Origin of the sequence: Flagellimonas lutimaris, from assembly GCF_051494225.1 — a bacterium.
Classification (GTDB): domain Bacteria; phylum Bacteroidota; class Bacteroidia; order Flavobacteriales; family Flavobacteriaceae; genus Flagellimonas; species Flagellimonas lutimaris_A.
The window spans coordinates 15625-38947 of sequence record NZ_JBNPYE010000016.1 but is presented as its reverse complement, the minus strand read 5'-3'; the positions used below and the strand labels follow the sequence as shown (position 1 = coordinate 38947).

21 protein-coding genes and 1 other RNA gene are annotated in these 23323 nt (G+C 39.9%); 10 read left to right on the top strand and 12 right to left on the bottom strand.

Annotation, left to right across the window (positions count from 1 at the left end):
* Positions 1-9: 9 nt before the first annotated feature.
* On the bottom strand, positions 10-591 hold the full coding sequence (locus ACQQ5U_RS19045; protein ID WP_288935866.1) for a tRNA-(ms[2]io[6]A)-hydroxylase: 582 nt from the start codon (positions 589-591) through the stop codon (positions 10-12).
* A gap of 53 nt (positions 592-644) precedes the next feature.
* Entirely contained in the window at positions 645-2414 is a 1770-nt protein-coding gene (locus ACQQ5U_RS19040) for a DNA polymerase III subunit gamma/tau (protein WP_437400020.1), read from the bottom strand.
* A 107-nt stretch (positions 2415-2521) separates the two neighbouring features.
* Between ACQQ5U_RS19040 and rnpB the strand changes: the two genes are divergently transcribed.
* Positions 2522-2838: RNase P RNA component class A (gene rnpB / locus ACQQ5U_RS19035), an RNA gene on the top strand.
* Here rnpB and rsmD read toward each other — a convergent pair.
* The 3 genes from rsmD to ACQQ5U_RS19020 are packed head-to-tail and all read right to left on the bottom strand — an operon-like array spanning position 2834 to position 4926.
* On the bottom strand, positions 2834-3373 hold the full coding sequence (gene rsmD, locus ACQQ5U_RS19030) for a 16S rRNA (guanine(966)-N(2))-methyltransferase RsmD (protein WP_437399997.1): 540 nt from the start codon (positions 3371-3373) through the stop codon (positions 2834-2836). The genes rnpB and rsmD overlap by 5 nt on opposite strands.
* Positions 3374-4186 (bottom strand): DUF3822 family protein, encoded by an 813-nt coding sequence (locus tag ACQQ5U_RS19025; RefSeq protein ID WP_437400018.1) that lies wholly within the window; start codon positions 4184-4186, stop codon positions 3374-3376.
* A gap of 2 nt (positions 4187-4188) precedes the next feature.
* Entirely contained in the window at positions 4189-4926 is a 738-nt protein-coding gene (locus tag ACQQ5U_RS19020) for a hypothetical protein (protein WP_437399995.1), read from the bottom strand.
* A 107-nt stretch (positions 4927-5033) separates the two neighbouring features.
* Between ACQQ5U_RS19020 and ACQQ5U_RS19015 the strand changes: the two genes are divergently transcribed.
* The 8 genes from ACQQ5U_RS19015 (at position 5034) to ACQQ5U_RS18980 (ending at position 13646) form a co-directional block, all read left to right on the top strand.
* Positions 5034-6467: an ATP-dependent DNA helicase gene (locus ACQQ5U_RS19015; protein WP_437399993.1), complete on the top strand. Its 1434-nt coding sequence runs from the start codon at positions 5034-5036 to the stop codon at positions 6465-6467.
* 24 nt (positions 6468-6491) lie between these two features.
* The gene (locus ACQQ5U_RS19010) at positions 6492-7064 is read left to right on the top strand and encodes a DUF4126 domain-containing protein (RefSeq protein ID WP_437399991.1); all 573 of its coding nucleotides are present in this window, start codon (positions 6492-6494) and stop codon (positions 7062-7064) included.
* 40 nt (positions 7065-7104) lie between these two features.
* Entirely contained in the window at positions 7105-7818 is a 714-nt protein-coding gene (kdsB, locus tag ACQQ5U_RS19005) for a 3-deoxy-manno-octulosonate cytidylyltransferase (RefSeq protein WP_437400016.1), read from the top strand.
* The gene (locus ACQQ5U_RS19000; RefSeq protein WP_437399989.1) at positions 7809-8513 is read left to right on the top strand and encodes an HAD family hydrolase; all 705 of its coding nucleotides are present in this window, start codon (positions 7809-7811) and stop codon (positions 8511-8513) included. Before kdsB ends, ACQQ5U_RS19000 begins: the two co-directional genes overlap by 10 nt.
* A complete protein-coding gene (locus ACQQ5U_RS18995) occupies positions 8513-9640 on the top strand; it encodes an iron-containing alcohol dehydrogenase family protein (RefSeq protein ID WP_437399988.1) in 1128 nt (375 codons plus the stop codon). Before ACQQ5U_RS19000 ends, ACQQ5U_RS18995 begins: the two co-directional genes overlap by 1 nt.
* A 36-nt stretch (positions 9641-9676) precedes the next feature.
* On the top strand, positions 9677-10219 hold the full coding sequence (locus ACQQ5U_RS18990) for a lysophospholipid acyltransferase family protein (RefSeq protein ID WP_437399987.1): 543 nt from the start codon (positions 9677-9679) through the stop codon (positions 10217-10219).
* A 162-nt stretch (positions 10220-10381) separates the two neighbouring features.
* A complete protein-coding gene (locus ACQQ5U_RS18985) occupies positions 10382-11386 on the top strand; it encodes an amidohydrolase family protein (protein WP_437399985.1) in 1005 nt (334 codons plus the stop codon).
* 142 nt (positions 11387-11528) lie between these two features.
* Positions 11529-13646, top strand: coding sequence for a M28 family peptidase (locus tag ACQQ5U_RS18980; protein WP_437399984.1), 2118 nt, complete (start codon positions 11529-11531; stop codon positions 13644-13646).
* A gap of 77 nt (positions 13647-13723) precedes the next feature.
* Here ACQQ5U_RS18980 and ACQQ5U_RS18975 read toward each other — a convergent pair whose 3' ends face one another.
* The 4 genes from ACQQ5U_RS18975 to gcvT all read right to left on the bottom strand — a co-directional run bounded on the left by ACQQ5U_RS18975 (position 13724) and on the right by gcvT (position 16751).
* Complete coding sequence (locus ACQQ5U_RS18975) at positions 13724-14434, bottom strand: YebC/PmpR family DNA-binding transcriptional regulator (RefSeq protein WP_437399983.1); 711 nt, start codon at positions 14432-14434, stop codon at positions 13724-13726.
* A gap of 72 nt (positions 14435-14506) precedes the next feature.
* The gene (locus tag ACQQ5U_RS18970) at positions 14507-14788 is read right to left on the bottom strand and encodes a 4a-hydroxytetrahydrobiopterin dehydratase (RefSeq protein WP_437399982.1); all 282 of its coding nucleotides are present in this window, start codon (positions 14786-14788) and stop codon (positions 14507-14509) included.
* 48 nt (positions 14789-14836) lie between these two features.
* Positions 14837-15655: a sugar nucleotide-binding protein gene (locus tag ACQQ5U_RS18965; RefSeq protein ID WP_437399981.1), complete on the bottom strand. Its 819-nt coding sequence runs from the start codon at positions 15653-15655 to the stop codon at positions 14837-14839.
* Between the two features lie 7 nt (positions 15656-15662).
* Complete coding sequence (gene gcvT, locus ACQQ5U_RS18960) at positions 15663-16751, bottom strand: glycine cleavage system aminomethyltransferase GcvT (protein ID WP_437399979.1); 1089 nt, start codon at positions 16749-16751, stop codon at positions 15663-15665.
* Positions 16752-16892: 141 nt separating this feature from the next.
* Between gcvT and ACQQ5U_RS18955 the strand changes: the two genes are divergently transcribed.
* The gene (locus ACQQ5U_RS18955) at positions 16893-18509 is read left to right on the top strand and encodes an aminopeptidase P family protein (protein WP_437399977.1); all 1617 of its coding nucleotides are present in this window, start codon (positions 16893-16895) and stop codon (positions 18507-18509) included.
* On the opposite strand, the gene thrC is transcribed toward ACQQ5U_RS18955, so the two are convergent.
* Genes thrC through thrA form a run of 3 tightly spaced genes read right to left on the bottom strand, consistent with a single transcriptional unit; the run spans position 18506 to position 23177 of the window.
* Positions 18506-19801, bottom strand: a complete 1296-nt coding sequence (gene thrC / locus ACQQ5U_RS18950; RefSeq protein ID WP_437399975.1) for a threonine synthase — start codon at positions 19799-19801, stop codon at positions 18506-18508. The two genes, ACQQ5U_RS18955 and thrC, sit on opposite strands and share 4 nt — an antisense overlap.
* Before the next feature lie 4 nt (positions 19802-19805).
* Complete coding sequence (locus ACQQ5U_RS18945) at positions 19806-20729, bottom strand: homoserine kinase (RefSeq protein ID WP_437399973.1); 924 nt, start codon at positions 20727-20729, stop codon at positions 19806-19808.
* Positions 20730-20732: 3 nt separating this feature from the next.
* Positions 20733-23177, bottom strand: coding sequence for a bifunctional aspartate kinase/homoserine dehydrogenase I (thrA, locus tag ACQQ5U_RS18940; protein WP_437399972.1), 2445 nt, complete (start codon positions 23175-23177; stop codon positions 20733-20735).
* Between the last annotated feature and the right edge of the window lie 146 nt (positions 23178-23323).

The following is a 23323-nucleotide window of genomic DNA, read 5'->3' as shown; positions in this document are numbered from 1 at the left end:
AAAAGAAGCCTAACCGTGCATGGTTTCCTTTTTGCCTAAGTCTTTCATTAATTGGGCTTCGTACTCCAATAGGTCCTCCCATTTTTTATCCACTTCCTCTTTTTTTCCGTATTTACGGGCAAACTTTAGGAACATGGTGTAGTGGTTGGCCTCACTGACCATTAAATTGCGGTAGAATTCGGATAGCTCTTCGTCGTCTATCTCTTCTGAAAGTAATCTAAAACGTTCACAACTGCGAGCTTCAATCAGTGCGGCATACAAAAGTTTATGCACCAAATGGGTTTCTCTGCTACCACCTTTTGGGAAGAACTTCATTAATTCAATTACGTATTCATCCTTTCGTTCGCGTCCCAAGACCCATCCACGATTAATAATTTTATCGTGCACCATATTAAAGTGTCCCATTTCTTCGCGGGCAAGGGCGGTCATTTCCTTTACCAATTCCGATTTTTCCGGGAAACCAATAATCAAGGAAATTGCAGTGCTTGCCGCCTTTTGTTCGCAATAGGCATGGTCCGTCAAAATTTCTTCGATATTTTTTTCAACGATGTTCACCCATCTAGGGTCTGTTGGAAGTTTAAGGCCTAACATGAATATGATTTTGAAAGTTTCGAGTGCAAAGATAAAAGTATTGTGCAGTAAGTTTAAAAATCCAAATCAAACTCTTTTCGCAATAGCTCAATATTTGGGTTTTTCTCTTTTAATTTTTCATACTTCTCTTCTGGAGTAAAGGCGAATTTTTTGGCTACCTCTTCATTTACCGTAATGTGGAGCGAAATGGAATAGTTGTTCAGTTTTTGCTTTAGATAGTCGAGCATTAAACTCTGTTCCCGTTCTATCTCCTTTTTCATGGTGCCATTGGGGAGCTCTATCCAAATGGTATTTTCGTTTTTTAGCTTGGGAACATCAGACTGAAGGTTACTTGCCAATATTTTTTTTCCTTGTTTTTCCAATTGGTGTACAAAATCATCCCAATGTTGCTGCATGTCTTTTTCTTCAAAAGCATCATGTGGTAAATCCTCTTCAGCAATGTTCGTGGATTTTGTGTTCTCATGTGCTTTTTTGACTTTGATGCTAGAAAGTGAAAGTCCCGAAACCCGCTTTTCGGAAGTCTTAATGTTGATTTTTTTGGGCTGATAACTTTCTCTCGGCTCACTGACCAGTTCTTCTTTAGCTTTCTCTGGTTCAGAAGCTTCTTTTATAGGTTCTTTTGAGGTAGATTGTTCCGGTGCTGGTTTTTCCACTTTGGGCACTGGAACCGAACCATTGTTTGGAGGAGGTATTGTGCCGTTTGATGTTGATATTTTACCTGCAAAATAAGAGGCAGGGATTATGAAATTAGAGTTTTTTTTTTCTCCATCGTAAGTAATGGACGCCAATTTCATAAGAGTGAGTTCAACAAGCAATCGTTGATTTTTGCTGGTCTTATATTTTAGATCGCAATCGTTGGCCATATCTATGGCCTTTAAAAGAAATTCTTTTGATGCCTTTTTGGCTTGGTCTTGATATTGTTGCCTCACATCGTCACCGACTTCCAAAAGGTTTAAAGTATCAGGATGTTGGCAAACCATCAAGTCCCTAAAGTGTGAGGCCAAACCTGTAATAAAGTGGTGACCATCGAACCCGAGGGATAAGGTTTTGTTGAAAAGTACTAGGAGTTCGGGAATGTTGTTCTCCAAAATCAAATCGGTTGCGGAAAAGTAAATGTCGTAATCAAGAACGTTGAGGTTTTCCGTTACGGCTTTTCGAGTCAATTTTTCCCCTGAAAAACTTACCACACGGTCAAAAATGGATAAAGCATCCCGCATAGCACCATCTGCCTTTTGTGCAATAATGTGTAGCGCACTTTCCTCCGCTTCTATCCCTTGCTGTTCCGCGATATGTTTTAGGTATTCCGCAGCATCCTTTACCGTGATGCGTTTAAAGTCAAAAATTTGACATCGGGACAGGATGGTGGGAATTATTTTGTGCTTTTCCGTTGTTGCCAAAATAAAAATGGCATGCTTGGGCGGTTCTTCCAAGGTCTTCAAAAATGCATTGAAGGCCGATTGGGAGAGCATATGCACCTCATCAATAATATATACCTTGTATTTTCCCGTTTGTGGGGGAATGCGCACTTGGTCTATCAAACTACGGATATCATCCACTGAATTGTTGGAAGCGGCATCCAGCTCAAAAATATTGAAAGCAAAATCTTCATCTTCCCTTTCCGTACCATCTTGGTTTATTTTTTTGGCCAAAATACGGGCACAGGTCGTTTTCCCCACACCTCTTGGACCACAGAACAACAAGGCTTGCGCCAAATGATTGTGTTCAATGGCATTCGTCAAGGTGTTGGTAATGGATGATTGTCCCACAACATCTTTGAACGTTTGAGGTCTATATTTTCTTGCTGATACTATAAAAGGTTCCAATACTGGGAAAAATAGAATTACTACAAATATAAAAATAGGATCGTGCAAAGTTACCTGTAAGTGCACAGTTAAGCCCTTTTTTATTAACAATTGGGTTACCTTTGCACGCAGCAGGCCACCTTATCGCTGCAAGTATGGGCAACCGTACTTGAAGAGGAAAGTCCGGGCACCAAAGTGCGGCATAGCGGGTAACGCCCGTCCGCCGCAAGGCGAGGACCAGTGCAACAGAAAGCAAGTACAGTTCGGCTGTAGTGAAATCGGCAAACTCTATGCGGTGAAACGTCATGTAAACCAACGTCCCGATAGCTATCGGTAGAGGGCTGCACGCTCGAGTTGGAGGGTAGGCGGTTAGAACACTTGGGCAACCATTTGTCTAGATAAATGATAAGGGTATACAGAATCCGGCTTATGGCCTGCTTTTATTCTATTTCAAAGAAACTAAAAATACTTCCCCCATATTTTCGTTGTTCCGAAAACTTAGGATGTTCGGAAAGGTCGGTTTGCTCGGAGTGTTCAATGATTAAAAGCCCATCTTCCTGTAAAAGCTCTTTTTCAAATACCAAATCAGCAATCTTAAGAAATTGTTCCGTATCAAAAGCATACGGCGGGTCGGCAAAAATAAGGTCGAATTTTTCAGGTGTTCGCTGTAAAAACATAAAGACATCGGACTTAACGGTAGCTATAGAAAAATCCAGTTCTTGTGCTATTTTGGAGATGTAGCGAACACATCCTTGATGACCATCAACAGCAGTTATTTTGTCTGTACCCCGGGATGCAAACTCAAAACTAATGTTTCCTGTACCCGAAAATAAATCCAATACTTTGAGTTCATCAAAATAAAAGCGATTATTTAAAATGTTGAACAAAGCTTCCTTTGCCATATCCGTTGTGGGGCGTACAGGCAGCTTTTTTGGGGCAGTTAGTCTTTTGCCCTTATATTTTCCCGAAATAATACGCATTTAGAGGGAGCTTAAAATGGAAAAATCTATGCGTTCATTTTCCAAATGTTCCATTGGGAATGATGGGTTGCTGGGAACAAAAACAGATACGTTTTTAATGTATTGGTAGCAAAGTTCGTAAATGGGATCACCTTCATCGATAGCACCAAAAAGTTTAAGGTTAACTTTTTCCAAATCCATTTGTAATTGCTCCAAACTGAACAAGAGATAATACAGAAAATCTTCCTTGTTACCGTATTCGAACTGGTTGTAGAAGAGCAGTTTTTTGTCGGACATTACCATCATTTCCATTTCACGCTCAGATACTTGTATATAGCAAATGGGTTCCGATGTTGCCCTATTTTGATTTAAAAGTGTGTTGATTAGAACGGTACCGCTATGTTTGAATTCAAACTCTCCAAAAAGCTCAAAAATGTAGTTGTTTACGTTGGTGTAGGGAATGTAAACGTTGATGATTTCCTGATTTGGGATTTCATCATAAGCAATAAGGTCGTTTGCCATTATTTTGGCATTGAACTTTAAGTAGTTCGGTAATTCCTCTTTGTTAAAAAGTGGCTTGGGAACCAATCCGAACATATTGTTTTTATGGATAACCATTACTTCGGAAAAATTTCGTCCTATATCACCTTGCTTGCTGAGTTTTTCTTTTAACTCCTTTAGCATTAAGTAAGGGGTGAGCTGGGTTTTGAAGTTTATCCTTTCGAAAGCAAGAATTTTACTGGAGATGGTGTCCAGTACACAAAAAGAAAGTCCATTCAAGCCAGCTTGAATGGACAGTTTTCTATAGGTGCTATTTGTTTCGTTGTGTACTATAGCTAGTTATTCTTTTTCCTATCGTAGATAGGTGGCCAGTTTCCGTTTGTACTAACATCGGTCAAGGAACCAACCTTTATTTCAGTGCCATTTACTTCTTCAACACTTTGGTGAGAGTTTTCTTTTTCTACCAAATCTTCAGGCTGATCGTAAAGCACAACGTTTTTCTTAACCTTGGCTTCGAAAACAGGAGCTTTGTATCCACTCTTGTCAACAATATCAGCTTTCATTTCAAACTTTTCGTTGTTTTGGGCGTAAGGAACATCCATCATAGTTTTGTAGCGGTCATCTGCTCCAAAAAGAGAATCTTTTACTTTTACTGTCCCCAAAGTATCAATAATGATAGTGTCCTGCTGCATATCAATCTGATAGGCTCTGTCATATCTCATGAAAGAAGAGTCACGTTGGGTAGTAATGGTATAGCTGCCCGTATCGATGAATTTGATCAAGCTTTCAAAATCACCGGCATATTTTCCGTTTACAGTTTTATAAGCTTCCTGGGAATCCCTAATGTCCTTAAGTTTGTCAATGACATGGGAAAATCTCTCTTTTCTTACCTTATTGAACTCAATGGGGGCGTTGATAGAGTCATATATTTTAAAACCAAGGTAAATGCTCAAAATTCCGAATAGAATTACTAAAACAGGCTTTACTTTTTGAGGTAGAAATCTATCGATCAAGAAAACGAGCCCTACGGTCACAAGGCATATTAATACAACAATAAGAATTAAGTTTAACATATCTGATTCTGTCTTTCAAAGTTAATTTAGTGGTTAAAGACAAATCTACAATATTTTTTTTATTGCGAAACTTTTTGCTTTAAAAAAGAGCGCTATATTTAGTGCTCATGAATGATTTTACTGCACCTGGATTTTTAAAGATTTTAACTGAAAAATTTCCCCATGTACCTACCGTAAAACAAGGCTTGGCACTTAATAAGCTGGCTAACTTTGTTTTAGAGGGTAAAAAGGACGGTATGTTCCTTTTAAAAGGATTCGCTGGAACGGGAAAAACTACCCTTATTGCCACCTTGGTGAGCAGCTTGTGGAAAGTTAAAATGAGTTCTGTTTTAATGGCACCGACGGGACGTGCGGCAAAAGTTATGTCTGTTTATTCCGGAAACAAAGCGTTTACCATTCACAAAAAAATCTATTTTCCCAAAAAACAATCCGGTGGGGGAATCCAATTTGTTTTGGCTCCCAACAAGCACCGTAATACTGTTTTTATTGTTGACGAGGCTTCCATGATCCCAGATACACCGGCCGACTCCAAACTATTTGAAAATGGATCATTGCTGGACGATTTAATGTATTATGTACATTCTGGCCACAACTGTAAATTAATTTTGATTGGTGACACCGCCCAATTGCCTCCTGTTAAATTGGACCTTAGTCCCGCACTTGATGAAAATCGCTTGTCCTTAAATTATGATAAAGACGTTGAGTGTTTGGAATTGGATGAAGTAATGAGGCAATCCGAAGGGTCTGGTATTCTCCACAATGCAACTAACCTGAGGGAGCAATTACAATCAGAGTTTTTTGAAGACTTCAGATTTGAGCTTAATAATTATAAAGATATTGTTAGGTTGATTGATGGCAACGAAATCCAAGAGGCCATAGACTCATCTTACGGTCAAAATGGCAAAGAGCAAACCGCCATAATTGTTCGTTCCAACAAAAGGGCGAATCTGTACAATCAGAACATTAGGGAGCGAATCCTCTTTTTGGATAACGAAATCGCTGTTGGTGATTATATGATGGTGGTCAAAAACAACTACTTCTGGCTGAAACCCAATTCTGAAGCTGGCTTTATTGCCAATGGGGATATTATTGAAGTTTTGGAGCTTTTCGCCATTAAAGAACTATATGGGTTCAAATTTGCGGAGGTAAAGGTTAAAATGGTGGATTATCCCAACCAAAAACCATTTGAGACCGTTCTTTTATTAGATACGATTGCCGCGGAGACCCCATCACTTTCATATGAAGATGGAAACAAGCTCTACCAAGAAGTGATGAAGGACTACGTGCATGAAAAATCCAAATACAAAAAATTTTTAGGGGTTAAGAACAATAGGTTCTTCAACGCTTTGCAGGTCAAGTTCTCCTATGCAATTACCTGTCATAAATCGCAAGGAGGACAATGGGATACTGTTTTCGTGGAACAGCCCTATTTGCCCAACGGTGTGGATAAGGATTACTTGAGATGGCTTTATACAGCGGTAACAAGGGCGGAGCGACAACTCTATTTAATAGGTTTTAAAGATGATTTTTTTCTTGACTAGGAAAAACCTATTTTAGACATCAACATGAATATTGAACCAGATACCATAATAAGTTTGTTCCTCGGAATCGGATTGGCGGCATCCGTTGGTTTTCGTGTTTTCCTTCCTCTTTTTGCCCTTAGTTTTGCGGCATATTTAGGGGTCTGGGAGCTTAACGAAAGCTGGCAATGGATAGGAAGTTTAACCGCGCTAATTACTTTAGGAGTTGCAACAATTGTTGAGATTTTCGCCTACTTTATTCCTTGGGTGGACAATGCACTGGATAGTCTTGCTATTCCCTTGGCGGGAATTGCGGGAACTGCGGTAGTGGTGTCCACCGCAGCGAATTTGGACCCAGTAGTAACTTGGTCTTTGGCCATTATTGCGGGTGGAGGAACGGCAACGGCTATAAAAGGAGCCAACGCAGCCGGAAGATTGGCTTCTACGGGAACAACGGGTGGATTGGCCAACCCATTGGTGTCCACGGTAGAAACCGGTGCAGCTGTAGCTGTAAGTACGGCATCTATCTTGGTGCCCCCAATAGCAGCGATTCTAGTCATTATCATATTGTTGATCATATTCAGAATTTACCGAAAAATTAGACCTAAAGCAAAATAACATTCATTCAACCAATAGATTAAAAGTGAAAATAATTTCCATGATTCCCGCCCGCTATCAAGCCTCAAGGTTTCCTGCCAAACTGATGCAGGACCTTAGCGGAAAACCCGTGATAGTTAGGACGTACGAAGCAGCGATAAACACTGGGCTTTTTAATGAGGTATATGTGGTTACTGATAGCCCGGTAATTTCTGAAGTCATCAAGAAGATAGATGGTAAGGTAATCATGAGCAAAAACACACACGAAAGTGGGAGCGATAGGATAGCCGAGGCTGTGGAGGATATGGACGTTGATATTGTAATCAATGTTCAGGGTGATGAACCCTTTATTGATTCAGAAAGTTTGGAAAAAATAATTCAAGTTTTCAAAAATGATACGAACAAGGAGATTGATTTAGCTTCTTTAATGACCCCTATTACGGATTGGGATGAAATAGCCAATCCCAATACGGTAAAGGTTATCGTGGACAATAAAGATTTTGCACTTTATTTTTCACGTTCACCAATTCCATATCCAAGGGACAAGGAAGTGGAAGCAATATATTACAAACACAAGGGGGTCTATGCATTTAGAAAACGAGCATTGGCGGATTTTCAAAAATTGCCTATGTTGCCCTTGGAGGCCAAAGAAAAAATTGAGGCCATACGTTTTTTGGAGTATGGCAAAAAAATAAAAATGGTGGAAACCCATGTCACAGGTATTGAAATTGATACACCGGAAGATTTGGAACGCGCTAGAAAGGTATGGAAGTAGATTTCTCCAACATAAAAACAATTGGCTTTGATGCGGATGATACCCTGTGGGTCAACGAGACCTATTTTAGGGATACCGAAGAAAAGTTTGCCGAGCTATTGGATGGATACGAAACCAAAAACAAGATAGATCAAGAGTTGTTTAAGATGGAAATGGCCAACTTAAATACTTATGGGTATGGTATCAAAGGTTTTATGCTGTCCATGATTGAATCTGCTTTGGACCTTTCGAACAATAAAATTTCGCAGGATACCATTGGGGAAATATTGAATCTTGGGAAAAGGATGATATCGCATCCCGTGGAATTACTCGATGGAGTAGAAGAAGTCCTATCAAAATTGATGGGAAAATATAGATTGATCGTACTTACCAAGGGAGACCTTTTAGATCAAGAACGAAAACTGGAGAGGTCCGGGCTTAGCAAATATTTCCATCATGTAGAAGTATTGAGCGATAAAAAAGAGAGTAATTACAGCAATTTGCTGGAGCATTTAGATATAGATGTCAGTGAATTTTTGATGATAGGCAATTCCCTAAAGTCGGATGTATTGCCTATCTTGAATATTGGAGCAAAGGCGGTCCATGTGCCGTTCCATACCACATGGGCGCATGAAATGGTTGCAGAAGATGAAATGGTGAACAACCACCTTAAATTGAATAGTCTCAAGGATATTTTGAAGTATTTGGATAATTAATGAAGACAGAAAGCGATTTGAAAAAACAGGAAACAACCTCAACCCATAAAACATTGTACAAAAATTTTCCTATGGTACCCAGGGTAATTTTTGGGTCGGGATGTTTTTCTCAATTGGGCGATATTTTATTGCCTCAACGAAAAAGTTCGGAGGCACCATTTATTTTTTTGGTAGATGATTTCTTTGAAAACGAACAATTTTTGGCAAAGGTTCCATTGATGTTCAATGATGAAGTTATTTTCATTTCTGCGGATGAAGAACCCAAAACCGCACAAGTAGACGCATTGGTTGCCCAAATACAAGAAAAATACAGCGAACTCCCATCGGGTATTATTGGTATTGGCGGAGGAACCCTATTGGATTTGGCCAAGGCCGTGTCCATTTTACTGAACAATAACGGAGGTGCCAAGGATTATCAAGGGTGGGACTTGGTGAACAGACCGGCACTTTATCATGTCGGTATACCAACCATTAGCGGAACCGGAGCAGAGGTCTCCCGTACGACCGTATTGCTGGGCCCGGAGAAAAAACTGGGGATTAATTCGGACTACACCACTTTTGATCAGGTTTTGCTCGATCCTGATTTTACTAAAACAGTTCCTAAGGAACAATGGTTCTATACAGGAATGGACTGTTTTATACATTGTGTGGAATCGTTAACGGGAACTTATTTGAATGCCTTTAGCCAGAGTTATGGAGAAAAGTCCATGGAACTTTGCAAGGAGGTGTTTTTAGAGGATATATCGGCCGAAGAGTCTAGGGACAAACTAATGATGGCATCTTGGCACGGAGGAATGAGTATTGCTTATTCCCAAGTAGGAGTGGCCCATGCCATGAGCTATGGTCTATCTTATCTTTTGGGAGTTAGACATGGAATCGGTAATTGCTTGGTTTTTCAATATTTAGGTGAGTTTTATCCAGAAGGAGTGGAACTTTTCAATAAAATGATGGATAAACATAATATTGAATTGCCCAGGGGCATCTGTGCCGACCTAACCCAAAACGATTTTGATGTAATGGTTAATATTTCACTGAGTTTGGAGCCTCTTTGGGAAAATGCCTTAGGGAAGGACTGGAAAACTATTATGACACCAGAACGCCTTCAGGCTTTATATCAAAAAATTTAAAGATTTGTTCGGCAAGGAACAGGTAACCACAACTCAATGCAACGGCTGGCCAAGTTTATTTACTTCAAAATTTTGGGATGGAAACTCAACGGTTCTTTTCCCAATCTGGATAAATGTGTGGTAATTGTGGTTCCCCATACACATTGGTTGGACTTTTTTCTTGGACTTTTGATACGGAAGGTAATAAAGCAAGAAATCAATTACATCGGAAAGAAGAGTCTTTTTAAACCACCTTTTGGTTGGTTTTTTAGATGGACTGGAGGTGCTCCCGTGGACCGTTCCAAAAATTCCAATACAGTGGATAGCATTGTTCAGATTTTCAATGAAAGAAAAGTGTTCAGGTTTGCTCTTGCTCCGGAAGGTACCCGAAAAAAAGTGGACAAATTAAGAACAGGGTTTTACCATATTGCCACAAAGGCCCATGTTCCCATTGTAATGGTGGCATTTGATTTCGGAAAAAAGGAAATCAAAATAGGTGAACCCTTTTACCCTACGGATAATAGTGAAGGTGATTTCAAGAAAATCCATGATTTTTATAAAGGGGTAAAGGGCAAGAAACCGGAGTATAGTTTTGATTAAATTACATTCCCTTCAATAATTCGGATAATTTAAACACACTATTCAAACCTGTTATATGATCAACTTATGTTTAAAAAATGGTTTGATTCGAATGTATAGGTTTTTTTTGTCCGTAAATCTATTATCTTGATTATTGATGATTAACAAACAAACAAACTAAACATGAGATTTTCAATCAACCTTTACATTAAAAAAATAATCCCTTCAAGCTTATTCTTTTTGAGCTTAGTTTTTAGTGCAAATGCACAAGAAACCAAAAAAAGACTGCCCATTATTGATGTGCATGTGCATGCGATGGGTGGCAATCCAAATGCCTCGCCCATGTGTCCATGGTTTTTAAAGGATATGCCTGGCAGTGGTCCCAACCAAGAGCCCCCATCTTTTATAAATACAGATTGTATTTCGCCTTTGCAGCCTGCTAGGAGAGATGCCGAAATGGACGCAGCTATTCTCAGGGCAAATAAAGAATTGAACGTAACCATGGTGGTGAGTGGAGATGCTAAAGTGATTCACAGATGGCATAAAGCTGCACCAGATCATATAATTCCATCTTTGGGAATAAGCAATGCCGACCAAATGACCATAGAAGCGTTTAGGGATTCCCTTTCCAATGGATTTTACAAAGTAATGGGAGAAGTGGCACCGCAATACCAAGGAATGTCCCCGAGCGATATGTCCCTTGATGAATATTTCGGTGTGGCCGAAGAATTGGGAATTCCTGTAGGGATTCACATGGGAACTGGAGGAAATGGAATGGCAAACTTAACATCACCTAAATACAGGGCCTCTTTGGGACAACCTTTTTTATTGGAAGATATGTTGGCCAGACATCCTAAATTGAAAATTTGGGTAATGCATGCAGGCTATCCTATGGTAGACCAAATGATTGCCCTGATGGGAGCCAATGCATATGTTTATGTTGATTTGGCCGGATTTATTTGGTCGTACCCATTGGAGGAAATCCATGACTACCTAAAACGTTTGGTCCAAGCAGGGTTTGGCAAACGAATTTTGTATGGTACCGATTTAATGATGTGGCCTGAATTACTTGAAACTTCCATTGGGGTCATCGAAAGTGCCAATTATTTATCCGAGGAACAAAAGAGAGATATATTTTTCAATAACGCAGTACGTTTTTTCAATTTGGACGCTTCCAAATTTGAATAACATCTCTTGAGAATTTTTTAGAAAATGAGGTTTGCTTTTGGGTCAACCTCATTTTTATTTTAAAACGATGCTTCCTTCAGGCTGTTACCTGTATTCTGAGTATAATATGCGCTATATTTAGGCAACTAAAACTACTCAAATTATGATGCTTGAAAATTCAAGAAAAAATTGCTTTAGACTTTTTGCTATAGCAGGGTTATTGTCCACCTCATTTGTGTCCGCTCAGGATTGGAAAGGATATACGTCATCTTCCAAAGCGGAACAGGAAAAACTGGAGACTACTTTCATAAGCGAAGTGGATTTTCCAAAATATCGCGAACACCTTAAAACCTTAACAGAGAGACCCCATATTGCTGGAACTGAAGCCAATGAAAAAGTGGCCGACTACATGGCAAATGTTATGGAAAAGGCAGGAATGAAGGTTGACCTTTATCCCTATGACATTTATATGTCCACTTCAGGTGGTAGCTCTTCCGTAGAGTTGGTAACCCCATTCAGGATGCCCTTGAACCAACAAGAAGATATTTTGGAAGCGGACAGATTTTCGTCCGATCCAACTTTGGAAAAGGGATGGAATGCCTATTCTGGCAGTGGGGATGTTACTTCGACCATTGTCTATGCCAATTACGGAACCAAAGAAGATTTTGAGCAATTGGTTGAAATGGGAATTGATATCAAAGGAAAAATCGTGATTGCAAGATATGGACGTAATTTCCGTGGATTCAAAGCCAAGTTTGCCGAACAATATGGTGCTGCTGGATTAATTATTTATACCGACCCTGCCGATAGTGGTTATATGAAAGGCTTGGTGTATCCAGAAGGTTACAACTATAACGAAAGTGCCATTCAACGTGGTTCTATTTTAACAACAGATTACGAAGGTGATCCTTTGACACCATTTGAGCCTTCTTTGCCTTTAGATGGTAAAAAGAAAGTTAAAAGACTGGATCCATCGGAAACTTCCCTGCACACTATACCTGTTTTGCCATTACCATATGGATCGGCCAAAGAAATCATTGGAAGAATGAAAGGGAAGGTTGTCCCAAAAGGATGGCAAGGTGGACTTCCATATACGTACAGATTGGAAGGAGGCGAAGCGTTGACAGTCCGATTAAAAGTTGACCAGCCCAAAGATTTTGTAAGAATCAATAATGTGGTAGGAACTTTTAAAGGAACAACCTATCCTGATGAATGGATTATTTTAGGTTGCCATTACGATGCATGGGCTTTTGGTGCCACAGACCCCAATAGTGGAACGGCCATGTTGTTATCTTTAAGCGAAAGCATCGGGGAACTAGTAAAGCAAGGAAAAGGACCAAAACGTTCAATTCTTATTGCACATTGGGATGCTGAGGAACATGGTGTAATAGGTTCTTCGGAATGGGTAGAACAAATGAGAGATGAACTAGATGCAAAGGCAGTTGCTTATTTGAATTTTGATGGTGGTGTTTCAGGTAAAAACTTTGGAGCTTCATCTTCACCGACCTTGAAAAACTTGGTGACCGAAATGGCCAAAAAAGTAGATTATCCATACACGGATAAAACACTTTATGATCAATGGAGAGGAGATAAAGAAGAACCAAGTATCGGAAACTTAGGAGGTGGTTCCGATCATATCGGTTTTTATATGCACGTAGGGGTTCCTTCACTTAGCGGTGGGGCTGGTGGTCCAACATTGTACCATACCAACTACGATAGCTTCCATTTTTATGAAACCTATGTGGACCCTGAATTTAAAATGGGCGGTACTATTGAGCAATGGACCGGATTAATGGCTTTGAGAATGGCCAATGCCGAGGTTTTACCTTATGATGTTAAAAGATATGCCGTTGATTTAAAAGGGCATTTTGCGAATGCAGTTGAGAAAATCAAAAAATTTGATAAAGACTTTGCCGGTTTTGATAAAGTACAACAATCCATTGCTACTTTGGAAGTAAACGCAGAAGGGTTGGACAAGGCAATACAAAATGCATTGGCCAGTGGGAAAATGTCGAAAAAGGAAATTAAGGAAATCAATAAGCAACTCATTGCTTTGGAAAAGAGTTTTATAGATGAAAAAGGAATGTACTTTGGTTCATGGTACAAATCCTTATACGCATCAACCGACCCTTTTAGCGGTTATGCTTCTTGGATTCTTCCTGGACTTGAATACGAAATATCTTTGAGTTCTACAGAAAGATTGGAAGAATGGGATAATCGTTATTCCACGGCTATAGCTTCATTGGCAGATAAAATCCTGAAATTGACTGAGAGTATTTAATATTGCAACCTTTCAAAAAATAAAAGGGTCATGATTTACAGAATCATGACCCTTTTTAATGTTGTATACACTAAAGGTTACTCTTTCATGCTGTGAAAAACGTTCTGTACATCATCGTCCTCTTCAATTTTTTCCAGAAGTTTCTCCACATCGGCTGCTTCTTCTTCATTGAGTTCTTTGGTTACTTGTGGAATGCGGTCGAAACCGGAGGAAACAATTTCAATCTCGCGTGATTCCAATTCTTTTTGAATAGCTCCGAAATTTTCGAAAGGTGCATAAATATGTATGCCGTCTTCATCATCAAAGACCTCTTCGGCGCCAAAATCAATCATTTCCAATTCCAGTTCTTCTGGGTCAATGCCATCAGCATTTATGGTGAAATTACAAGTATGGTCAAACATAAATTCAACCGAACCGGAAGTCCCCAGACTTCCATTACATTTATTGAAATAACTGCGGATATTGGCAACGGTACGTGTATTATTGTCGGTGGCCGTCTCGATTAAAATGGCGATACCATGGGGTGCATACCCTTCAAAAAGCACTTCCTTATAATCGCCTTGATTTTTGTCCGAAGCCCTTTTAATGGCACGCTCAATATTGTCCTTGGGCATATTAACGGACTTGGCATTCTGAATTACCGCACGCAACTTGGAATTGGCATCGGGGTCAGGGCCTCCTTCTTTAACTGCCATTACAATATCTTTCCCAATTCTGGTAAATGCTTTGGACATGGCTGCCCAACGTTTCATTTTTCGTGCCTTTCTAAATTCGAATGCTCTTCCCATATAAATCTTTAATTCTGGATACGGACAAATTTAGCAAAAAAAGCCCCTTTGTCAAGTTGAATACTTAATGCTTTAACCTACAATTTCCTCAATGGACTTTGCAAGGTCAATATCCTTTTGGGTAATTCCATCGGCATCGTGTGTACTTAGTTTAATAGTGAGGCTGTTATATACATTTTCCCAGTTGGGATGGTGGTTTTGTTTTTCACATTCAAAGGCAATATGGGTCATTATTGAAAATGCCTCACTAAAATCCTTGAAGGCGAAAGATTTTATAATCATTTCATTTTTTAGGGTCCAACCGGGTAGGCTTTTTAAGGCTTTATCAACTTCAATAGTACTCAACTTCTTCATAAATCTGCATTTTTTTAGAAGATAACTAATTAAATAAGGAAAAGAAAACTATACAGGCAGATGGTGCTCTATAATCTCTTGGCAATTGATGCGAAGATTTTTAGGTAGCATATTGTCCTTGGGCAAAGCCGCCAAGTAACGGTCCTCGTTGGTGGTATAGACCCTTTTGTAGATGGGATGGTAGTTTCCTAAATGTTCAACGACCTCTTTGAAGAATTCTTCGTGGTGGATAAGATCGCTGCTCCCCAAATGAAAGATACCTGTTTTGTTCCTATTGATGAGGTAATGGATCTGTTGCGTCAACCTATCATCATTGGTTACATTAATGATGAGGTTCGGGAATACCTCAATTGGCTCCTTGTTCGCAATGTTTTCCTTGATTTCTTTGATTCTGGGTGAAGCATTACCAAACACCATAGGTACACGTAGTATTGCAGTTTTACCTTTTGGTAAACGCATCATCATGTTCTCAATTTTTATTTTGAGCCTCCCATAAACACTTAAAGACAAGGTTTTGTCATGTTCGTAGGACGGAAACTTGCTGTAGGCATCAAAAACATTGGCCGAAGAGATAAAGTACAGTTTTGCTTTGGTCTTCATCAAATACTCCATCAAATGGTGGTGGGCCTGTATCTGGGCTGGAAAATTTCCACGAAGCGATGATATGATAATGTCTGGTTTTATATGTTCCAGAATCTGAAAAATATCATCTTCCTCCATATCATACCTCACAAACTGTTTGTTGTTGGCGAAGGAACGATTGGAGTAATAAGTGCCGTAAGTATCAAAATAGGAGCAGAGTTCCTTGTATATGGCATTGCCCACAAATCCACTCGCTCCTAATATCAATATCTTTTTTTTATCCAAAGGCTAATTAGGTGTTTTTATAAAATGGAAGTTTTACTACGGTCGCCAAAACACTGTTCTTTCGAATTTTAATATGAATAGGGGTGTCAACTTTGGAAAATTCCGTGGTCACATATCCAAGCCCTATTCCTTTGGAAAGGGACGGTGACATAGTTCCTGAAGTGACTTTTCCTATCTCATTGCCATCAGCATCCAAAATAGGATATCCCGATCTTGGGATGCCTCGCTCTTCCAATTGGAATGCGATCAACTTTCTTTTTGGACCTTCTTCTTTTTCTTTGGTGAGAGCTTCGCTATTTACAAATTCTTTGGTGAATTTGGTAATCCATCCCAACCCAGCTTCAAAAGGAGAGGTGGTGTCATCAATGTCATTTCCATAGAGACAATAGCCCATTTCCAATCGTAATGTGTCACGCGCAGCCAAACCAATAGGTTTAATGCCGAAATCGGCACCAGCTTCAAATACTTTGTCCCATACTTGTTGTACTTCGGAATTCTTGCAATAAATCTCAAATCCACCAGAACCCGTGTAGCCCGTCGCTGAAATAATTACATGGTCAACCCCTGCAAAATCACCCACAACAAAGTTGTAGAATTTGATAGCCGATAAATCTACCGAAGTAATCGATTGCATGGCCTCTACTGCTTTTGGTCCTTGGATGGCCAATAGTGAATAATCGTCAGAAATATTTCGCATTTCAGCACCAATGGCCTCGTTATATTTGGAAATGTGTGCCCAATCCTTATCAATGTTGGATGCATTTACCACCAACAGATAAGTTTCATCCTTCACCCTATATACAATAAGGTCATCCACAATTCCACCAGTTTCATTGGGTAAACAACTATACTGCGCTTTACCTACGGTTAATTTAGAAGCATCGTTAGTGGTTACTTTTTGAATAAGTTCCAAAGCCTTTGGTCCCTCTATCAAAAACTCGCCCATGTGGGAAACATCAAAAACACCAACACCTTTGCGTACGGTTTCGTGTTCAATATTTACACCCTCATAAGAAACAGGCATATTGTAGCCCGCAAAAGGTACCATTTTAGCTCCCAACGCCTCATGCGTTTTAGTAAGTGCAGTATTTTTCATTGAGTCTATTTTTAAGATTCGCAAATTTATGGAATTAATTAAGGATACCCTTGTTTTAGGTTCGAACGATTTTGACAAAACTGAAATATGTTACCATGTGTAATCTGCCTAAAATTTGTATTTTGAAAAAAATATAGAATCATGTCAAAATTCACATTTAGCCTGTTGTTTATTCTGTTTATTGCTTTTGAAGGATATTCACAGGGTACACCTACCGATTACTTACCTGCCGATTTTCATAAGGAACGAAGAGACGCGGTTCGGGAAAAGTTGCCTCCTAATACAGCGGTCGTTCTTTTTGCCAATGCAGAGCGTAACCGTGCAAACGATGTGGATTACGTGTACCACCAAGACCCCAATTTTTTTTATTTGACAGGGTATAAAGAACCCAATGCGGTATTGGTCATTTTTTCGGAAGAACAAACCGACGCCTCCGGGAACAATTTTGATGAGATATTTTATGTTCAGGAGCGGGACGCAAGAGCGGAGCAATGGACTGGAAAACGATTGGGCGTAGAAGGAGTGAAAAAACAACTAGGTTTCAATAGGGTTTATAATGGAAGTGAATTTGAAAACTTTCCGTTAGATTTTACCTCGTTCGATAATGTTTCCTTTGTAGATTTTCAGAATGATTATCGTGATAAACCTGGCAAGGCAGATTTGTTCGACTTGATAAAAACGTTTAAGATAAAGGCCAATTACCCTTCGGATTATAATCCTACGCGAAATAGTTTGTACAAAAGAATAGCAACGGCAAATGCTGAAAATAGCAATGAAGTGACCGAAACTATTGAACGGTATTTAGAGCGTTATCCAGAATTGCAGGAGGATGAAATTCTAAATGATTTTGTAAGTGCAAATAATGATGAAATACGGGATGAAATCAAAAATAAAGTGTTGGTGATTCAGCGTTCAACGAATCTCGATTCCAGTATTTTACCAAAGGTAATGGCCGAATTGCGACAAGATAAGTCGCCTGAAGAAATGAAGCTTCTCAAAAGGGCAGTTGAAATTTCTGCCGTTGGCCAAATTGAGGTGATGAAAGCCATGCATCCCAATATGTCTGAAACAGAAATTCAGGGCGTGCACGAATATGTCTATAAAAAATATGGTGCCGAATATGAAGGCTACCCATCAATTGTGGGAGGTGGACACAACGGTTGTATTCTTCATTATATCGAAAACAACAAAACCAAGGTTGGCAACGATTTGGTGTTGATGGATTTAGGTGCCGAATACCACGGCTATACGGCCGATGTAACACGAACCATTCCTGCTAACGGAAAGTTTTCTCCTGAACAAAAAGCCATTTACGATATTGTTTACAATGCTCAAGAAGCTGGTATTGCCGCAAGTGTGGTAGGGGCATCTTTCCGGGAACCACACAAGGCTGCTTTGGAAGTTGTTACCAAAGGATTAATGGATTTGGGCATTATTAAAGAAGCTAAGGAAGCAAGGATTTATTTCCCACACGGAACTTCCCATTATTTGGGATTGGATGTGCACGATGCAGGAACCTATCAAGCATTTAAACCCAATCAGGTAATTACTGTTGAGCCTGGCATTTACATTCCAGAAGACAGTAATTGTGATGAGAAATGGTGGGGCATAGCCGTTCGAATCGAGGATGATATCCTAATCACAGAAAATGGACCCGTCAATCTTTCAGGGATGGCACCGAGAACAACCGAAGCCATCGAAGAAGTGATGAAACAACCCAGTCCCTTGGACAGTTTTCAACTGCCCAAGTTGGATTAATCGTTCAACAAAAATTGTTTGAGTTCGTCATAAGTGGCAATGGAAACGGATTTTTTGTCCTTGTCCATTACTTTCATGATTTGCAGTGGAATTTCTGGACTCAATCCCAAAGTATCTTCAACCACATCCAAAAATTTAACAGGATGTGCCGTTTCCAAGAAAATACCATAGGTATCTGGATTGGATTTTTGATATTCCTTTAGGCCAAGATACCCCACTGCGCCATGAGGGTCCATTACATATCCAGTGTTGGAATATACTTCTTTCATCGTGGCTTTGGTAGCTTCATCCGAGAAGGCGTAGGAGGAAAGGTGCTGTTGAAGCGTTTCCAAATCATCTTGATGTAAATGACGGATTCGGACAAAATTGCTTGGGTCGCCAACATCCATGGCATTGGAAATAGTGGCAATAGATGTCATTGGTTCATAAACTCCATTTTTCATGAATTTTGGAACCACATCGTTTACATTGGTGGAGGCCACAAAATGTTTGACGGGCATTCCCAATTTTTGAGCCACCATACCTGCACAGATATTCCCAAAATTCCCCGATGGTACGGAGAACACAATCTCTTTTCCTTTTGATTTTGCCTGTTTGTAAGCAAACAAAAAGTAGAATAACTGGGGCAACCATCTGGCTACGTTTATACTGTTGGCCGAAGTCAGTTTTTTATGATCGGTAATTTCAGCATCCAGAAAAGCAGTTTTCACCATGCGCTGACAATCATCAAAAACACCGTCCACCTCCATGGCTTCGATATTCTGTCCCAAAGTGGTCAATTGTTTTTCTTGAATCTCACTAACCTTTCCACTGGGGTAGAGAATCACAACTTTCACACCATCAACCCCCAAAAAACCATTGGCAACGGCACCACCGGTATCACCTGAAGTGGCCACCAGAACGGTCACATCTTGTTTTTCTCCCTGAGAGAAGTAACCGAGGCAGTTGGCCATAAAACGTGCACCTACATCTTTAAATGCCATGGTGGGACCATGGAAAAGTTCCAATGTGGCTACATTATCTTCGATATCCACCACGGGAAAATCAAAATCCAAAGTGTTGGCAATAATTTCTTTCAAAGCTTCATCAGGAATGTCATCACTTACAAATTGGTGAATCGCCTGAAAAGCTATTTCGTGATTGGATAATTTCGCTATGTTTTTAAAAAAGTTGTCGGATAGTGGGTTAATTTCCTCGGGAAAATAAAGTCCCTTATCTGGAGCAATACCCGCAATGACCGCATCTTTGAATGAGGCCTGTATATTTTGATTGTTTAGACTGTAGAATTTCATGGAATTAAGCAATTTTCTTTACGCCTTGACTATTTACTTTCGAAATGTGAATATCAAAATCCACCCCAATATTTTGATAGGTTTCTTTCATGGACTCGGCCACTTTTTGAGCAATTTTTTCTCCTTTGCTCAGAGCGAAAATAGATGGGCCAGAACCTGAGATTCCACTTCCGAGCGCTCCTGCCTTTAAGGCATTTGCCTTGATGTCATCAAAAGCGGGAATTAAAATAGAGCGGATAGGTTCCACGATATGATCGTGCAGCGAACGACCAATAAGGTCATAATCGTTTTGAAATAATCCTGCGACCAGCCCGCCTAAATTGCCCCATTGTTGGATTCCCTGTTGCATGGAAATTGTGGTCTTTAAAATTTTACGGGAATCCGAAGTTTTAATTTCAATTTGTGGATGAATCACTGTCGCAAATAATTCCGAAGGTGTCGGGATTGGAATGATATCTAGCGGGTCATAACTGCGCACCAAAGTGAACCCGCCAAATATGGCAGGGGCAACATTGTCTGCATGAGCTACATCACTAGCTAATTTTTCCCCTTGCATGGCAAATTGAACCAGTTCGAGTTTGGAAAAAGGTCTCCCCAACAGTTCGTTCATGGCCCAAACTGCACCTGTGGAACTTGCTGCACTGCTACCAATACCACTTCCTGGTTTTATGCGTTTGTCAATTTCGATTTCAAAACCACCATCGTAATTGCTCTTTTCCAAAAAGGCCAAACCAGCTACACCTGCAACATTGTTTTTGGTTTCCAGTGGAAGGTCCTGCCCGATTATTTTAGTAATTCGAATACCTTTTTCAGAAGTTTTGCGAATGGTCATTTCATCTCCAACGGAGTCCAATGCCAATCCTAGCACATCAAATCCGCAGGAGACATTGGCTATGGTTGCCGGGCAAAATACTTTAATCTCTTCCATCCCTTAAAAATTTCCGATTCTAACAATATCCGCAAAGATACCCGATGCAGTAACATCGGCACCAGCTCCAGCACCTTTTATGATCAAGGGTTGGTCCACATAGCGGTCGGTAAAGAACAATACGATGTTGTCGCTTCCCTCCAAATTATAAAAATCATGTCCCTTCGGTATTTGTTGTAAGCCGACTTTGGCTTTCCCGTCTTCGAACTGTGCCACATATTTAAGTTTGCAATCGGCATCGGAAGCATCCTTATATAATTTTTGAAAGTCCGCTTCATATTTTTTCAAACTTTCAAAAAATGCCTCGTTGGAATCAGTTTCCAAACTTTCCTTTGGTAAAAATGCTTCATTTTCAATTTCATCGATATCCAATTGATAGCCACTTTCCCTTGCCAAAATGAGAATTTTGCGCATAACGTCGACCCCACTCAAATCAATGGTCGGGTCAGGTTCCGTATAACCTTGTTCTTGAGCCTGTTTCACCACATCGTGGAAAGTAGTGGTGTCATTAAAAGTGTTGAAGACAAAATTCAAACTACCTGATAATACGGCCTGTATTTTTCTAATTCGGTCTCCTGAAGCAATCAAATGCTTTAGGGTGTCGATAATTGGTAAGCCTGCACCCACATTGGTCTCGAACAGATATGGCGCATTGTATTCCTTGGCCAAGTGCTTCAGCTCTTTGTAATATTCATAATCCGAAGATGATGCAATTTTATTGCAAGTAACCACGGAAATACTGTTTTTGAGATAACCCGCATAGCTATTGGAAACTTCGGCACTTGCCGTGTTGTCCACAAAAATGCTGTTACGATAGTTCAACGATTTTATACGTTCATAAAATGCTTCCTTATCTGCTACTCCCCCTTGATCTAAAACATTTTCCCAATCTTTTAATGAAATTCCACTTTCATCAAAAGCCATTTTCCTGGAATTACTGATTCCAATGACCCTTACATTGAGCTTTAGCTCTTCTTTTAGATATTTTTTCTGTTGACGGATTTGTGCCAAGAATTTGGAACCTACATTCCCAACTCCCATGACGAACAAGTTCAATTGTTTGATGTTTTCTTCGAAGAAAGTTTCGTGCAGTGAGTTGAGTGCTTTTTTTACATCTTCCTTTTTGATGACCGCAGATATATTTCGCTCGGAAGCTCCTTGTGCAATCGCTCTGATATTTACGTTGTTTTTCCCGAGGGTACTGAACATTTTACCGCTCAACCCTTGGTGGCTTTTCATATTATCACCTACCAATGCTACGATGGTAAGGTCTTTTTCTACTATAACGGGTTTTATCTTTTTGGTAGAAATCTCATATTCAAAAGTTTCATTTACCGCTTCTGCTGCAAGGTCTACGTCTTCATCAGCTATACCAACACAAATAGAGTGTTCGGAGGATGCTTGGGTAATCAACACAATACTGATGTTTTTGACCGAAAGCGTTTCAAAAAAGCGTTTGGATATCCCTGGAATTCCTATCATTCCGGGTCCTTCCAAGGAAAGTAAACTAATATTGCCCACATGACTGATACCACGAACTGTTTTGCCATTTCCATTGTTGTTTTTGGCAATCAATGTGCCTGGACTTTCGGGGTCGAACGTATTTTTTATGGCAATGGGAATTTCTTTGCCCAAAATGGGTTGAATGGTTGGCGGGTACAATACTTTGGCCCCAAAGTGGGAAAGTTCCATGGCCTCTTGGTAGCTGATATTGGAAACACATTTTGCCTGCTTCACCAACTTTGGATTGGCAGTGTACATACCACTTACATCGGTCCAGATTTCCAATATATCCGCATTTACTGCAGCGGCAATAATGGCAGCCGTGTAGTCGGAGCCACCCCTGCCCAAGGTCGTAAGGTCCCCACTTTTACTGGATGCAACGAATCCTGGTAAGATTGTTATTTGGTGTTGGTTGGATGAAAAGTATGTCTCACAATTGGTATTGGTCTTTTTAAAATCCACATTGGCCTTGCCAAAATTGTTATCGGTGATGATGAGTTCCCTGCTGTCTTTAAATACAACATCCAATCCTTCGGATTTTAGGAATTCGCTGATGATGAATGATGATAACAATTCACCATAGCTTACAATCTTGTCGGAAAGTTTAGGCGTTAGTTCACCAATTAAAAAAGCACCTTCCAGCAAGGTTTCCAGAATGTTGAGCTCGTTCTTTACTTTACTGAGAGCTGCGCTTTGCGATGTAACGGGAATCAGTTCCCTAATGGCTGAAATATGCCTGTCCTCAACTTCCTTGATATTTTCTTTATATGCTACATCTTGTTCAGATGCTAGGTTGGAAGCGTTGAGCAGTAGGTCTGTAACGCCGCCAAATGCCGATACAACAACAGCTATTTGCTCATTGTTTTGATTGGCTAGAATGGATTTGACCTTATTTATATTTTCTGGATTGGCAACGGAAGTGCCTCCAAATTTTAAGACTTTCATGATGAAATATTATTGTGAAAATTGAAAATAAATGAATAAAACGGACGGAAAAATATATAGCAGAATTACCCCAAAGGGGTTGTGGTAGTAATCGTGAAGATAGATGAATACGTTTTCATCGTGGTTAGGATAATATCCGTTTGTTT